The sequence below is a fragment of the Pseudomonas sp. BGA-UO-ETr-WB11 genome (genome assembly GCF_059567785.1).
In genome coordinates, this window is the sequence record NZ_JCAQOS010000002.1 from 20,912 (window position 1) to 34,296 (window position 13,385).

A 13,385-nucleotide genomic window follows, 5' to 3' on the forward strand; every position below is an offset into this window, starting at 1 on the left:
AGCCACAGCATGACCGGCAGGTAGACCCAGAAGCATCTATGCTCAAGGCATCCAAGCCTAAACTGGAAGCCTTGCGCGATGAGCAAACGCCACCCCAATGCCATCCGCCGTTTTCCCCTGCACGTCCATATCAGCGCGTTGTTCACGCTGCTGTTACTGGGCACTGGCATCGCCATGGGCGTGTTCAATTACCGCCAGACCAGCCACATCATCCTCTCCAGCAGCGAACAACTGTTTTCCCGTATCCGCCAGGAAGTGCAGCTCGACCTGGACCACACCTACATCCCGATCCGCCACGCCCTCAATCTGCTGGCCCTGGACCCGAAAACACGCCTTATCGACGCTGAGGCCCGGCAGCAAGTGCTGCCTGCGTTTGCCCAGGCCCTGAACGACAACCCCAAGCTGGCCTCGCTGTACCTGGGCTACCCGGATGGCGACTTTATGATGGTGCGGCCGCTGCGCAGCGCTGCCCAACGCCAGCGATTCGACGCCCCGAACGAGGCCGCCTTCCAGCTCTGGTCGATTGATCGCAGTGCCAGCGGCACCAGCTCCAGCTACCAGTTCTTCGATGCGCAACTCAACCTGCTGCGGCGCATCCAGCGTCCCGACGAGCCGTTCGATCCACGCCAACGCCCCTGGTATACCAACGCCCGTAGCCTGCAAGCACAAATCACCACGGCGCCTTACGCATTCTTCTCCACCGACGAAGTCGGCACCACCCTGGCTCGCCAGATCGGCAATGACGTAGTGCTGGCGGCCGACCTGACCCTGGCCAATCTTTGCGCCACCCTGGCCAAACACAAGATCACCGCCAACAGCGAAGTCGTGCTGCTGGACCCCTCGGGCAACGCCATTGCCTACCCTGACTGCCCGCCGCTGGTCGTGGGTAGCCAACTGGTCAAAGCTGTCGACCTCAGCGCCCCACTGGCCGCCCTATTGGCACCTGGCGCCAACACAGCACAGGGGCGCTTGCGCTTTAACCAGCGCGATTGGATCGTCTCGCGCACCCACCTCAATGAAGGGGGGCCCGAAGGCTTGGAGTTGACCATTTTGGTGCCGGAGGACGAACTGCTGGCCGACGCCTACCGAATCCGCTGGCAGGGTGCGCTGATCACCCTGACCACCTTGTTGCTGTGTATTCCTGCCGGCTGGCTGGCCTCGCGCAGCGTGGTCAAACCTCTGCGCGCCCTGATGCTGGATGCCGAAGCCATACAGCGTTTTGACTTCAAGTACCCGGCCAGTGGCCGCTCGCCCTTGCTGGAGGTCGACCGCCTGGCCATGGCCATGAACAGGATGAAAACGACCATCGCCAGCTTCCTCGAAATCGCCGCCAGTTTGTCGGCGGAGAAACGCTTCGATAGCTTGCTGCAACGTGTGCTCGATGAAACCGTGAGCATCGGCAAGGCCACGGGAGGTTTGCTATACCTGCGCGACCCGGATGACGGCCAACTGATCCCGCAAGCCCTGATCCTCAATGGCGTGCAGCAGAGCTTGCAGGAGCAACGCATCGAGGCCTTTGCCCGCAACGCCAGCCACCTGCCGGACTGGCTGGCCGGCCCCGCCAGTGGTGATGCAACCGTGCTGACTTCCCTGGGCTATGACCAGGCCGGCCCGCTGCAACGCATCTTCCTGCACCTCGACAGCCCACGCCTGCATTTGGTCAGCTGCGGCCTGCACAACCGCCAGGGCGCGACCCTCGGGGTATTGGTGTTACTGCATCACGACGAAGAGGCCGGCGAGGACGACCCGGACATGCTGCAACCCGCGCGCGTGGCCTTTGTTGAGGCGGTCTCTGGAGTGGCGGCCCTGTGCATCGACAGCCAGCGCTTGCTGGAACAGCAAAAGAAACTGCTGGAGGCCTTTATCCAGCTGCTGGCCGGCGCCATCGACGCCAAGAGCCCGTACACCGGCGGCCACTGCCAGCGCGTGCCGGAGCTGACCCTGATGCTCGCCCGCGCCGCTGCCGACAGTGAAGAGCCGGCCTTTGCGGCCTATCAACCCAGCGAAGAGCAATGGGAGGAACTGCAGATCGCCGCCTGGCTGCACGACTGCGGCAAGATCACCACCCCCGAGTACGTGGTCGACAAGGCCACCAAATTGGAAACCCTTTACGACCGCATCCATGAAATCCGCATGCGCTTTGAAGTGCTCAAGCGTGACGTCTGGATCAACTACTGGCAGGCCCTCCATGCCGGGGCCGATGCGCACCAGCAGACGCAACAACGGGAGCAGTTGCTGCAGGCACTGGATGAAGAGTTCGCCTTTGTCGCCCGCTGCAACCTGGGCGGTGAAGCCATGGCCAGCGCCGACCAGGAACGCCTGCAACAGATTGCCGCGCGCACCTGGAGCCGCACCCTCGACGACCGTATCGGCGTGTCCTGGGAAGAAAGCCAACGGCAAAGCCGCACGCCGGCGCAGCCACTACCCTGTGCCGAGCCGCTGCTGACGGATCGGCCGGAGCACCTGATTGAGCGCCCCGCGAGCGAACACATGGCGGCCGACAATCCGTGGGGTTTCAAACTCGACGTACCAACCCACAAGTTCAACCGCGGCGAACTGCACAACCTAAGCATCGGCCGCGGCACCCTGACCGCGGAGGATCGTTACATCATCAACAACCACATCGTGCAAACCATCCGCATGCTCGACCGCCTGCCCTTCCCGCCGCACCTGCAGAACGTTGCCGAGATCGCCGGCGGTCACCATGAAAAAATGGACGGCAGCGGCTACCCGAAACGCCTGACGCGCGAAGAGATGAGCCTGCCGGCGAGGATGATGGCGATTGCCGATATTTTTGAAGCACTGACCGCGGTCGACCGCCCCTACAAGAAAGGCAAAACCCTCTCCGAGGCACTCGGCATCATGATCGGCATGTGCAACGGCGCCCACGTCGACAGTCAGCTGTTTGCCTTGTTTGTGCGCAGCGGGATCTACCGCGACTACGGTCAGCGTTTTCTAAAGCCAGAGCAAATTGATGAAGTGGACGAGCAAGGCCTGCTGGCCAAACTCAACGGTGCTTAAACGCCTTGGCGCTCAGGCAACGGCTGTAACGGGGAAGATGACGCGGGGGAGTGACAGGAAATGTGACGCAACTGCCGAGCAGGCCAAAGCCCGCCCGGCAGCTTGGAGTCAGGCCGGATTGATCGGGTTTTCCGGGTACCAGACATCCATCAGCGGGCTGAGGGTGAACTCGGCCAGTTCGCTGCGGCTCTTCAACCAGGCTTCAACGCTGGCGCGCTGCTCTTCGCTGATCGAACCACGCTTGTCCAGGCAGATGAAACCGTAGTCATCACCACCGACATAGCCCAGGCCATTGGCGTTCACGGCATCAGCCACAAAAGCTTCGAGGAAGGCATCAACAGCGGCGTCATCCAGATCCGCCTTGAAGTTCAGGGTCAGTTCGCAGCCCAACTCCTGGAATTCGGCAACGCAGAGTTTTTTACGCAGACGACGGGAACGGTTAGTAGCCATGCAACAATCCTCACAATTCTTCGATTCTAAAAACTAGCCGCGGCACTTTAGCAGCTTAGCCACGCCCCTGCCCGACTGTCTGCGCCGCACGACCGACCAAGGGCGCCTTGGCGACGCAGTTCGGGCATAATGCCCCGCACTTCCCGAACTGCAGTGGGAACATTTCCAACATGTCATCTCTTCTTGTTTCGAGTCCTCTAGTGAAAACACTTCGCCGCCTGGCCCTGGCCACCCTGCTGCTGCCTGTCACCCTGCCGGCCAGCGCCGGGCCGACCAACACCGTGCTGCCAGCCAAAGTCCAGCAAGCCCTTAAAAACAGCAAGATCGAGAGCAGCGCTTTGTCCCTGGTGATGCTGCCGATGAGCGGCACGGACATCCCCACCATCTTCAACGCCGATGTATCGGTTAACCCGGCCTCCACCATGAAGCTGGTGACCACCTATGCAGCCCTCGAACTGTTGGGCCCGACCCACCAGTGGAAAACCGAGTTCTACACCGACGGCCCGCTGCGTAACGGCGTGCTGCAGGGCAACCTGTACCTCAAGGGCGGCGGCGACCCCAAGCTGAACATGGAAAAACTCTGGCTGCTGATGCGCGACCTGCGCGCCAACGGCGTCAAACAAATTACCGGCGACCTGGTACTAGACCGCAGCCACTTCGTGCAGCCGCAGCTGGCGGCCTTCAATGACGACGGCAAGGATGACAGCAAGCCGTTTCTGGTCGGCCCGGATGCCCTGCTGGTCAACCTCAAGTCGGTGCGCATGATTGCCCGCAACGAAGGCGGCAAGGTCAGCATCGCAGCTGAACCACCGATTGCCACTATTCATATCGACAACCGGGTCAAAGCCCTGCCGGCCGCCAAATGCCCAGGCTGGCCGGATGTGCGCTACAGCCCGATGAAACAGGCCGACGGCAGCATCAACCTGGTGGTCAGCGGCAAACTCAACGACGGCTGCAGTGGCCAAACCTACCTGGCTGTGCTGGATCACGCCGCTTACGCTGCCGGCTCGGTGCGCGCCATCTGGCAAGAGCTGGGGGGCAGCATCCAGGGTGGCGACCGCATCGACAACGTGCCGAAGCAGGCGCGCCTGCTGGCCCGCGCGTTCTCGCCGGATCTGGTGGAAGTCATTCGCGACATCAACAAGTACAGCAACAACACCATGGCCCAGCAGTTGTTCCTCAGTATTGGGGCGCAATTTCGCACCGCCGCAGACCGCGACGATGCTCAGGCGGCTTATCGGGTGATTCGCCAGTGGCTGACGCGCAAAGGCATTAATGCCGGACCGCTGGTGATCGAGAACGGCTCGGGGCTGTCGCGCCAGGAACGCACCAGCGCCCGGCAGATGGCTGCGCTGCTGCAAGCCGCCTGGCAGGGGCCGTATGCGGCAGAGTTCATGTCCTCGCTGCCCCTGGTGGGCATGGACGGCACCATGCGTAAACGCCTGCGCCGCACGGCACTGGCTGGCGAAGGCCACATCAAGACCGGTACCCTCAACACCGTGCGAGCGATCTCCGGCTATAGCCGCGATGCCAAGGGCAATACCTGGGTGGTGGTGGCCATCCTCAACCACCCACGGCCGTGGGGTGCCTCGTCGATTCTCGATCAGGTGCTGTTGAGCCTGTACCAGCAAAAACGCTAATCGCCGCGACAGAGTTAACCTGGGCTGGCCCGCAACAACACGCGTCAGCCCCGCGGAACGGCAGCCTGCACGCGGTCACGGCCGGCTTTCTTGGCCGCGTACACGGCATCATCAACCCGCCGCAGCAAGCTGTCGCCGCTCTCGCCCGGCTCCCAGCCTGCCACCCCGAAACTGGCGGTCACCGTACCAACACCGTCTACCGGCTCGCTGCGCAGGGCCTGCCAGAGGGCCGTGGCCACGGCCATGGCCTGCACCTGATCGGTGTCTGGGCAGAGCACAATGAATTCTTCGCCACCCAACCGACAGAGCACATCAATGCGCCGCAAGCGCTGACTGAGGCGCTGGCAAAACAATGTCAGCACCTGATCACCGGCCGCATGACCAAAACGGTCGTTGACCTGTTTGAAATGGTCGATATCGAGCATCACCAAAGCTAGCGCACCGTTACGTCGTTGCACTCGGGCAATTTCGCCCTCCAGCCGCTCCTGGAAATAACGCCGATTAAAGGCGCCGGTCAGCGCATCGGTAATCGACAGCGCTCGCAGCTCCTCTTCCACCAGTTTTAAACCGGTGATATCCGAGCTGTAGCCATGCCAAAGCACCCCGCCATTGCCGAGCCGCTCAGGTGTCGACTCACTGCGCACCCAGCGCATGCCCTGGCGCGGCAAGAGCACGCGATAATCGTCGCGCCACACTTTGAGCAAGGTCGCCGAACGCTGAATGGATGCTTTTACCCGCTCAAGATCGTCAGGGTGCAGGCGTTTGAAGAACGCCTCGGCATCGCCGCGCAAGGTCTCGGCGTCCAGCTCGTAGACATCGCCGACACCGACGCTGAGGTAGGGAAAGCACGAGTGACCGTCCGGGCTCTGCAAAAACTGGAACAAGGCGCCGGGGATATGCCGAGTCAATTTATCCAGCAAGCGGTCGCGGGCTTGCAAGGCTTCCCGGGTTTTCTTGCTTTCGCTGATATCGATGGCAATACCGAGGTAGCCGATGGCCTGCTCAGCATCGTCATACACGCCCGTAACGATCAGGTTGACGCTGATATGGCTGCCATCGCGGCGCACATAGGTCCACTCCCCCTCACTGTGGCGCCCCTTGCTGGTGCTCTCCTGAACAAAGGTGTCAAAGCCGCGCACGGGATGCCCCAGGGTTTTACTCAACTCGGCGGCGCGCTCTTCCAGCTCTTGAGGTAGATGGAGAATTTCCGGGGTGTACTTGCCAACCACCTGATCAGCCGTATAGCCCAACATCCGTTCGGCGCCGGCATTAAAAGTCAGGATCAGGCCGTTGAGATTGGTGGCAATGATCGAAACCTGGGTAGCGGCATCCAGCAGGCCGCGCAACTGACCATTAACCCGCGCCAACTCAAGCTCATTGGCCTTGCGCTCGGCAATGTCTGTATGGGTGCCCAACACGCGCTTAGGGGTGCCGTCGGCTCGCCACTCCATGACCTTGCCGCGCGCCAAAATCCACTGCCAGCCACCGGCTTTGCCGAGCATGCGGAACTCGCAACGAAACATCGGCAAGAGTCCGAGAAAATGCTGCTGCAGTACCTGCATACAACCGCCAAGATCATCCGGATGAACGCGCGACCGCCACTCTTCAAGCTCATTACCGATGTCTTCATCGGCATAGCCGAGCATGTGCTTCCAGGCCGGCGAGTAGTACACCTTGTCCGTCTCGACATCCCAGTCCCAGACCGCATCACCGGTGCTTTCCAGGGCAAAGCTCCAGCGCTGCTCGCTGAACTGCAACTCGCGCTCGCGCTCGCGCAACTCATGAGTGCGCTGACGCACCAGGGTCTGCGCTCGCTGGCGCTGACTGACAATGCTGTAGAGCAACAGCGCCAACATCCCACTGATAAGCACACCCGCCGCCAGAATCACCAGCAGCGCGGAAGAACGATTGGCCTGCACAAACGCGGGCGTAGGTCGAATAGTGAGCTGGTAGTGACGCTCGCCGAGGGTCAACTCACGGACATACAGCAAGTCTGAGTGCTTGGCTGCCCGCGCCTCAGAGCGGTACAGCAGCGCTGGCTGGTCGCCAACCATCTCATGCAGTTCAACGGCCAGGTTTGCCAGAGGATCACTTTTGCCGGCAGGCTCCATCAGCTCGCGCAAGCTCAGCGAAACCATCACATAGCCGCGCAGGTCAGCACAGGCCGGCTGCGCGGGCTGCAACGGGCACACCGCGGCCACCAGCAACAGGCCGCTGCGGTAGGCACTGTCAGGACCAATCAACTGCATCACGGCGGAGGCCACTGGCGTGCCCGTTTCAAAGGCACGCAACAACACCTGCTGTCGATCTGGATGGGACGCCATATCCAGCCCGAATGGCGAATTCACCAGACGGCTTGACTCGATGTACAGCAGCGGGAAATAACGGGGGCGGGAACTTGCCGCAATCAACTTGGCGTGTTCGTCCAGCTGACTGATACGAAAGCGGGTGGCCGTCTCGACGCTGGTCCGCGCCTCGAATGCCTGCCGCTGGGAATCCTCAACCTTGGGCATCCAGGCAACCGCCAAGGCATCCTGGAGTAACGGCTTGGCGTAGGTCGCGAACTCGCTTCGGGTAACCACTTCGCTCAGACTGAAAAAGCGCCGAACACCGTCGAGGTCCTTGCTGCGCTCATCAATTTGCACTTGCAGCAAGGTACCGTGAGCACTGGCAGCCCAACTGAAACGCTGTTGCAGTTGGCGCTCAAAAACCGTCTGCGCCGCGCTGGCAACCACCAGCGTCAGGGCGATGGCGCAGATGGCAGTGAACAACGTACTTAACCAAACAGCGGCCTTGTCACTGACATAGCGTGAGTAGTGCTGCCGAATGGTTGCCACTGAAAACATACGAGGAGCTCTAGTTAGGGCGCCTGCGGACGCCCCCGGAGGTTACAACTTTAACGACTATGCTGGCCCGGTGCCAGTTTGGGCCGTCAGGCGCCAAGCGCGGTGGATCTTGGTATTACGGGCAAAATCGGGATCGAGGGTTTTATCGCTGATCTCCTCCACGCCGTAGCGCGCCGCCAGTCCTTCATCGAGGATGAACTTGCGGAAGTTGTTGGAGAAATACAGCACCCCGCCCGCTGCCAGGCGCGTCATGGCCAGATCGAGCAGTTGCACATGGTCACGCTGAATGTCGAACACCCCTTCCATGCGCTTGGAGTTGGAGAACGTCGGCGGGTCGATAAAGATCAGGTCGTACTCGCCGCGATCGGCCTCCAGCCAGGCCATCACATCGCCCTGCTCCAGACGGTTCTTGTCCGAGTAGCCATTCAGGGACAGGTTGCGTCGCGCCCAGTCCAGGTAAGTTTTCGACAGGTCGACGCTGGTAGTGGTGCGCGCCCCGCCCTTGGCGGCATGCACAGTGGCCGTAGCGGTGTAGCAAAACAGGTTAAGGAAACGCTTGCCCGCTGCCTCGCGCTGGATGCGCAGGCGCAGCGGTCGGTGATCGAGGAACAGGCCGGTGTCGAGGTAGTCGGTGAGGTTGACCAGCAGCTTGACGCCGCCCTCATTGACCTCCATGAACTGCCCTTGTGCCGCCTGGCGACCGTATTGCTTGGTGCCGCTCTGGCGCTCACGACGCTTGACCACCACCTTGCTCTTGTCGATGCCCAGGGCTTGCGGGATCGCCGCCAGCGCATCAAACAGTCGCGACTGGGCTTTCTCCGGGTCAATCGAGCGTGGCGCGGCGTATTCCTGCACATGCACCCAATCGCCATACAAGTCGATGGCCACGGCGTACTCAGGCATATCGGCGTCGTACAGGCGGTAGCATTCCACCCCTTCGCGGCGCGCCCACTTGCCCAGCTGTTTGAGGTTCTTTTGCAGGCGATTGGCGAACATCTGCCCACCCTCGCTCAGGCGTGCCTGCTCCTGCACCACCGGCTCCGCGCGTTCCTCGCCACTGGCGATCTGCTCGCGCTCGACCTGGCGCTGCTCCGGGGTACGGCGCTCGCCAGTGACAAACTGCTCAGGTAATACCTTGATCAGCAACAGCTTGCACGGCAGGGCGCCGTTCCAGAAGGCGTATTGTTTGTGGCTGCGAATGCCCATGCGCTTGCCCAGGTCCGGGGCGCCGGTGAACACCGCTGCTTCCCAGTTCATGCAGGCCTGACGCAGGCGCTCGCCGAGATTCTGGTAGAGGTACAGCAAACTCGCCTCGTCGCCCAAACGCTCACCGTAGGGCGGGTTACAGATCACCAGACCTGTCTGATTCTGATCCGGGCGCGGCTCGAAGGTGGCCAGTTCGCCCTGGTAGATCTTGATCCAGTTCGACAACCCGGCACGCTCGACGTTGTTACGTCCTGGCTGAATCAGACGCGGATCGGCCTCATAGCCACGAATCCACAGCGGCGGCTTGGCCAGGCCTGCAGCCGCACGTTCCTCGGCCTCGGCATGCAGGCGCTGCCAGAGGGCCGGCACGTGGCCGAGCCAGGCAGAGAAACCCCAGCGCTCGCGCTTGAGGTTAGGCGCGATATCGGCGGCGATCATCGCCGCTTCCACCAGGAAGGTGCCGACCCCACACATCGGGTCAGCCAGCGCCCCACCAGCGGCGGCAATCCGTGGCCAGCCAGCGCGAATCAACACCGCGGCGGCGAGGTTTTCCTTCAGCGGCGCGGCGCCCTGCTGCAGGCGATAGCCGCGCTGGTGCAGGCTGTGGCCGGACAGGTCCAGCGACAACACGGCTTCACCACGGTCCAGACGCAGGTGCACGCGCATGTCCGGGTTGAGTTTGTCCACCGACGGCCGATCGCCATTGGCGGCGCGTAGTTTGTCGACGATCGCATCCTTGACCTTCAGCGCGCCGAAGTGGGTGTTGTCGATACCCGAACCCTGACCGCTGAACTCCACCGCCAGGCTGCCAGTTGGCAACAGGTGATCGTGCCAATCAACATTCAGCACGCCGTGATACAGGTCTTCGGCGTCCTTCATCGGGAAGCGCGCCAGCACCAGCAATACGCGGTTGGCCAAACGCGACCACAGGCACAGGCGGTAAGCCGTCTGCAAATCGGCAACGCCACGGATCGCCGAGGTTTGCTCGCGCATTTCCTCCAGCCCGAGCCCGGTGGCCTCTTCTGCAAGCAGCCCTTCCAGCCCTTTGGGGCAAGTGAGAAAAAGTTCGTAACGATCCGACATGTGGGGTTCCAGTGCCTTAGGCAATTCAATCGCGTACGCACGCCGTACGCCCAACAAAATAGTGAAGAAAAGTCGCCACGCGACCCTTCATCGGAATAAGTCCGCCCTAGCGGAGAGCCAACTGCATGCTGGCAGTTTAACCCTTCTGAGCGGCTACGCCCCGCCCTGCAAGGGACCTGCCCTTGCTTAACGACCGGCGAACATTGACCTTATGGTCTCAATCACAAAAACATTACCTGCTTATGACAAAACGGTCATTCACAGGCCATGACGCATTGGTTAGAAATCAACCCAGTTGGCTCCGCAACGGGGCTGGCAGTAAACCCGCGACGCCGGCAGCGGGCTACACCGACAGAAGCATTTCTGTCTGACCCCGGCTAGGGGCCAAAGGGACATTACAGTCAACCAATGAGGGCAGCACCCTATGAGAAGACTTAAGCGTGATCCAATGGAAAAAGCTTTTTTGCGTGGTTATCAATACGGCGTTCATGGCAAATCTCGAGAACTCTGTCCATTCACTGCCCCACTGGTTCGCCAAGCCTGGCTTAACGGCTGGCGAGAGGGTCGCGGCGACAACTGGGCCGGCATGACCGGTACCGCCGGCATCCATCGACTCAACGAACTGCACGCGGTCGGTTAATTCATCCACCGACTTCATTCCGCCAGCACGCCCCGTTCGGGCGTAGCTCACGAAGGGCTCCTCAGGGAGCCCTTTTCAGTTCAGGTCCGCGGCAATGCCGCAATCGCATCCACCGCTTCGCGGATCAGCGCCGGCCCCTTGTAGATAAAGCCAGAGTAGATTTGCACCAGGCTGGCACCGGCAGCGATTTTCTCCGCAGCGTGTTTGCCCTCGGTAATGCCACCCACGGCAATGATCGGCAAACGCCCACCCAGCTCACTGGCCAGCACGTTGACGATATGAGTGCTCTTGTCGCGCACTGGCGCACCGGACAAACCGCCGGCCTCATCACCGTGGTTCAAGCCGGTGACACCCTCGCGGCCCAACGTGGTGTTGGTGGCGATCACCGCATCCATACCGGACTCGATCAGCGCGGCGGCCACTTGCGCGGTTTCCTCATCGCTCATGTCCGGGGCAATCTTGATCGCCAGCGGCACGCGCTTGCCGTGCTCGATTGCCAGGTCTTCCTGGCGTTGCCGCAAGGCTTCGAGCAACTGTTTGAGCGAGTCGCCAAACTGCAGGCTGCGCAGGCCCGGCGTATTGGGCGAGCTGACGTTGACGGTGACGTAGCTGGCGTGGGCATAGACCTTGTCCAGGCACAGCAGGTAATCGTCCACGGCGCGCTCCACCGGGGTGTCGAAGTTCTTGCCGATATTGATACCCAGCACGCCCTTGAACTTGGCAGCCTTGACCCGCGCCAGCAAGTGATCGACGCCATGGTTGTTGAAGCCCATGCGATTAATGATCGCCTCGGCCTCGGGCAGACGGAACAAGCGCGGCTTGGGGTTGCCCGGCTGCGGTCGCGGGGTCACGGTGCCGATCTCGACAAAACCAAAACCCAACTGGGCGAAGCCGTCGATGGCATCACCGTTCTTATCCAAGCCTGCTGCCAACCCAACCGGATTGGGAAAATCCAGGCCCATAACACGCACCGGCAGGCTGGCCGGAGCCTTGCATAGCAAACCATTGAGGCCCAATCGGCCACCGGCACCGATCAGGTCGATGGACAGTTCGTGGGAGGTCTCAGGAGAGAGGGAAAACAACAGCTCGCGGGCCAGGGTATACATGGGCAGGCTTGGCTCAGTGATTGACGCGGAAAGTAAGGCGCCGATTATAGCCGCCCCACCCCCTGCCAGGCGAGGCGGCCGTGGTTATCCGTTGATCTGACGCAGGCTCAACAACTGCCCCTGGTCGTTAAACTCCAGGGCAAAGCAGCCATATACCCCGGCATGGGTCAGAAACGGGCGCAAGTGATGGGCAGGCAGATTGACTCGCTGACCCTCGCGGCTGTTGAGCAAAACCCGGTTGGCCCGGCCCTGATAGACCGCGCGCAAAGATTGTGCAGATAGTGCAATATCCAGCATCAGGATGGGCATGGAGGCGACCTTAAAGATGAGTCAGGTGATTTTGCCACACGCACAGGCTTCGACCAGCGTCGCGAGTTGCCGTGGCCGCGGTTATGCAGCCAGAGCAGGCCTCTGCCAAACTGACAAGCGTGACCCAGGAGCCCGCATCCGCCCATGAGTTACCCCGAGCACCCCACTTCAATGACTGCGCGCCTGGCCACTTTGGCCCAACGTCTGGGTTTTACTGGCCGGGCCAGCCGCCAGATTCTTGACCGCGCCAGCACCCTGCGCTTGCCGTTCCAGGCATTACCCCCAGCGGCAGAGAGCATCTGGTGGCAGGCTGCACCGCCACTGCATCGGTTGGTGGACCTACCGCGTGACGCCCTGTCCGGCCCGGTCCAGGAAGACAAGGCGCAAGCCCATGCGGTGCTGGCCCGTTTGGTGGAGCAGCAGCATGCGTCGCTTGAAGTCTTCGACCTGCGGCAGATCAACGGCTTGTGCTGCAGCGGCGACACACTAGCGCCTTACGCCAGCCTGGAGGAGTTTGCCAGTAGCCCGGCCTGCAAAGGCATTCGCATCATCAGTTACAAGGACTTCCTCAAAACCATCAGCCTGGCTCTGCCGCGCTTTCTCGCCGGTGAGCCGATTAACCTGCGTCAGGCGAGCTGGCAAGGCGAACGCATCTACTGGAATGGCGACCAGCACATAGAAGCCTTTGCCTGCGCCATTGCTTATGCACGCCTGCGCGGCCTGGAAATCAGCCTGCCTGCCGAGCTGACCCGCTACCGCCTCAATCCTGCCGGCATCGCCGATCTGCAACAGCGCTATCACATGCTGGCCATGCCCGTGCAAGCCTGGATTGACCCCGCATTTATGGCCTTGCTGCTGGATAACGGCCTGCCCTATGCGCGCCTGTCCTTGCTGCGCACGCCGGGCTCACCGGAGTTCTTGCTACTGCCCAAGGCCGACAGTGCCGCAATGGCCCTCGGTGAAGGTCTGCGCCTGGCAGGCGCCGCCGATGGTGTGAGCTACTTGCAACAACTGGCGCACTAAGCAGCAATCAATCCCCCGAACTCGACACAATTGCCAGGCCCAGAAAACAACAACCCCCGCT

General features: G+C 61.5%; 9 protein-coding genes. 4 read left to right on the plus strand and 5 right to left on the minus strand.

What is annotated here, in order from left to right; translation table 11 throughout:
- Nucleotides 1–78 precede the first annotated feature (78 nt).
- On the plus strand, nt 79–3,021 hold the full coding sequence (locus tag AC56DI_RS00570) for an HD domain-containing phosphohydrolase (RefSeq protein ID WP_496344463.1): 2,943 nt from the start codon (nt 79–81) through the stop codon (nt 3,019–3,021).
- Between the two features lie 108 nt (nt 3,022–3,129).
- Here AC56DI_RS00570 and AC56DI_RS00575 read toward each other — a convergent pair whose 3' ends face one another.
- Entirely contained in the window at nt 3,130–3,471 is a 342-nt protein-coding gene (locus AC56DI_RS00575; protein WP_324520194.1) for a YggL 50S ribosome-binding family protein, read from the minus strand.
- 170 nt (nt 3,472–3,641) lie between these two features.
- Between AC56DI_RS00575 and dacB the strand changes: the two genes are divergently transcribed.
- A complete protein-coding gene (gene dacB / locus AC56DI_RS00580; RefSeq protein ID WP_496344464.1) occupies nt 3,642–5,111 on the plus strand; it encodes a D-alanyl-D-alanine carboxypeptidase/D-alanyl-D-alanine endopeptidase in 1,470 nt (489 codons plus the stop codon).
- A 44-nt stretch (nt 5,112–5,155) separates the two neighbouring features.
- Here the strand turns inward: dacB and AC56DI_RS00585 are convergent, their stop codons facing one another.
- Together AC56DI_RS00585 and rlmKL are read right to left on the minus strand one after the other, a co-directional pair.
- The gene (locus tag AC56DI_RS00585) at nt 5,156–7,957 is read right to left on the minus strand and encodes a sensor domain-containing diguanylate cyclase (protein ID WP_496344465.1); all 2,802 of its coding nucleotides are present in this window, start codon (nt 7,955–7,957) and stop codon (nt 5,156–5,158) included.
- Between the two features lie 57 nt (nt 7,958–8,014).
- A complete protein-coding gene (gene rlmKL / locus AC56DI_RS00590) occupies nt 8,015–10,246 on the minus strand; it encodes a bifunctional 23S rRNA (guanine(2069)-N(7))-methyltransferase RlmK/23S rRNA (guanine(2445)-N(2))-methyltransferase RlmL (RefSeq protein ID WP_496344466.1) in 2,232 nt (743 codons plus the stop codon).
- 424 nt (nt 10,247–10,670) lie between these two features.
- Here rlmKL and rmf point away from each other — a divergent pair, with 424 nt between their 5' ends.
- Nucleotides 10,671–10,886 carry a ribosome modulation factor gene (gene rmf / locus AC56DI_RS00595; RefSeq protein WP_324520189.1) on the plus strand — a complete coding sequence of 72 codons (216 nt, stop codon included), beginning with the start codon at nt 10,671–10,673 and terminating at the stop codon, nt 10,884–10,886.
- Nucleotides 10,887–10,966: 80 nt separating this feature from the next.
- Here rmf and AC56DI_RS00600 read toward each other — a convergent pair whose 3' ends face one another.
- Nucleotides 10,967–11,992 carry a quinone-dependent dihydroorotate dehydrogenase gene (locus tag AC56DI_RS00600; protein WP_496344467.1) on the minus strand — a complete coding sequence of 342 codons (1,026 nt, stop codon included), beginning with the start codon at nt 11,990–11,992 and terminating at the stop codon, nt 10,967–10,969.
- A gap of 84 nt (nt 11,993–12,076) precedes the next feature.
- Nucleotides 12,077–12,301, minus strand: a complete 225-nt coding sequence (locus tag AC56DI_RS00605; protein WP_496344468.1) for a DUF2835 domain-containing protein — start codon at nt 12,299–12,301, stop codon at nt 12,077–12,079.
- A gap of 144 nt (nt 12,302–12,445) precedes the next feature.
- Here AC56DI_RS00605 and AC56DI_RS00610 point away from each other — a divergent pair, with 144 nt between their 5' ends.
- A complete protein-coding gene (locus AC56DI_RS00610) occupies nt 12,446–13,324 on the plus strand; it encodes a DUF6685 family protein (protein WP_496344469.1) in 879 nt (292 codons plus the stop codon).
- Nucleotides 13,325–13,385: the final 61 nt, after the last annotated feature.

Excerpts from the sequence above, each read along its gene's own strand:
- AC56DI_RS00570 (WP_496344463.1), top strand. The coding sequence starts at position 79 with ATGAGCAAACGCCACCCCAATGCCATCCGCCGTTTTCCCCTGCACGTC.
- AC56DI_RS00575 (WP_324520194.1), bottom strand. The coding sequence starts at position 3,471 with ATGGCTACTAACCGTTCCCGTCGTCTGCGTAAAAAACTCTGCGTTGCC.
- dacB (WP_496344464.1), top strand. The coding sequence starts at position 3,642 with ATGTCATCTCTTCTTGTTTCGAGTCCTCTAGTGAAAACACTTCGCCGC.
- AC56DI_RS00585 (WP_496344465.1), bottom strand. The coding sequence starts at position 7,957 with ATGTTTTCAGTGGCAACCATTCGGCAGCACTACTCACGCTATGTCAGT.
- rlmKL (WP_496344466.1), bottom strand. The coding sequence starts at position 10,246 with ATGTCGGATCGTTACGAACTTTTTCTCACTTGCCCCAAAGGGCTGGAA.
- rmf (WP_324520189.1), top strand. The coding sequence starts at position 10,671 with ATGAGAAGACTTAAGCGTGATCCAATGGAAAAAGCTTTTTTGCGTGGT.
- AC56DI_RS00600 (WP_496344467.1), bottom strand. The coding sequence starts at position 11,992 with ATGTATACCCTGGCCCGCGAGCTGTTGTTTTCCCTCTCTCCTGAGACC.
- AC56DI_RS00605 (WP_496344468.1), bottom strand. The coding sequence starts at position 12,301 with ATGCCCATCCTGATGCTGGATATTGCACTATCTGCACAATCTTTGCGC.
- AC56DI_RS00610 (WP_496344469.1), top strand. The coding sequence starts at position 12,446 with ATGAGTTACCCCGAGCACCCCACTTCAATGACTGCGCGCCTGGCCACT.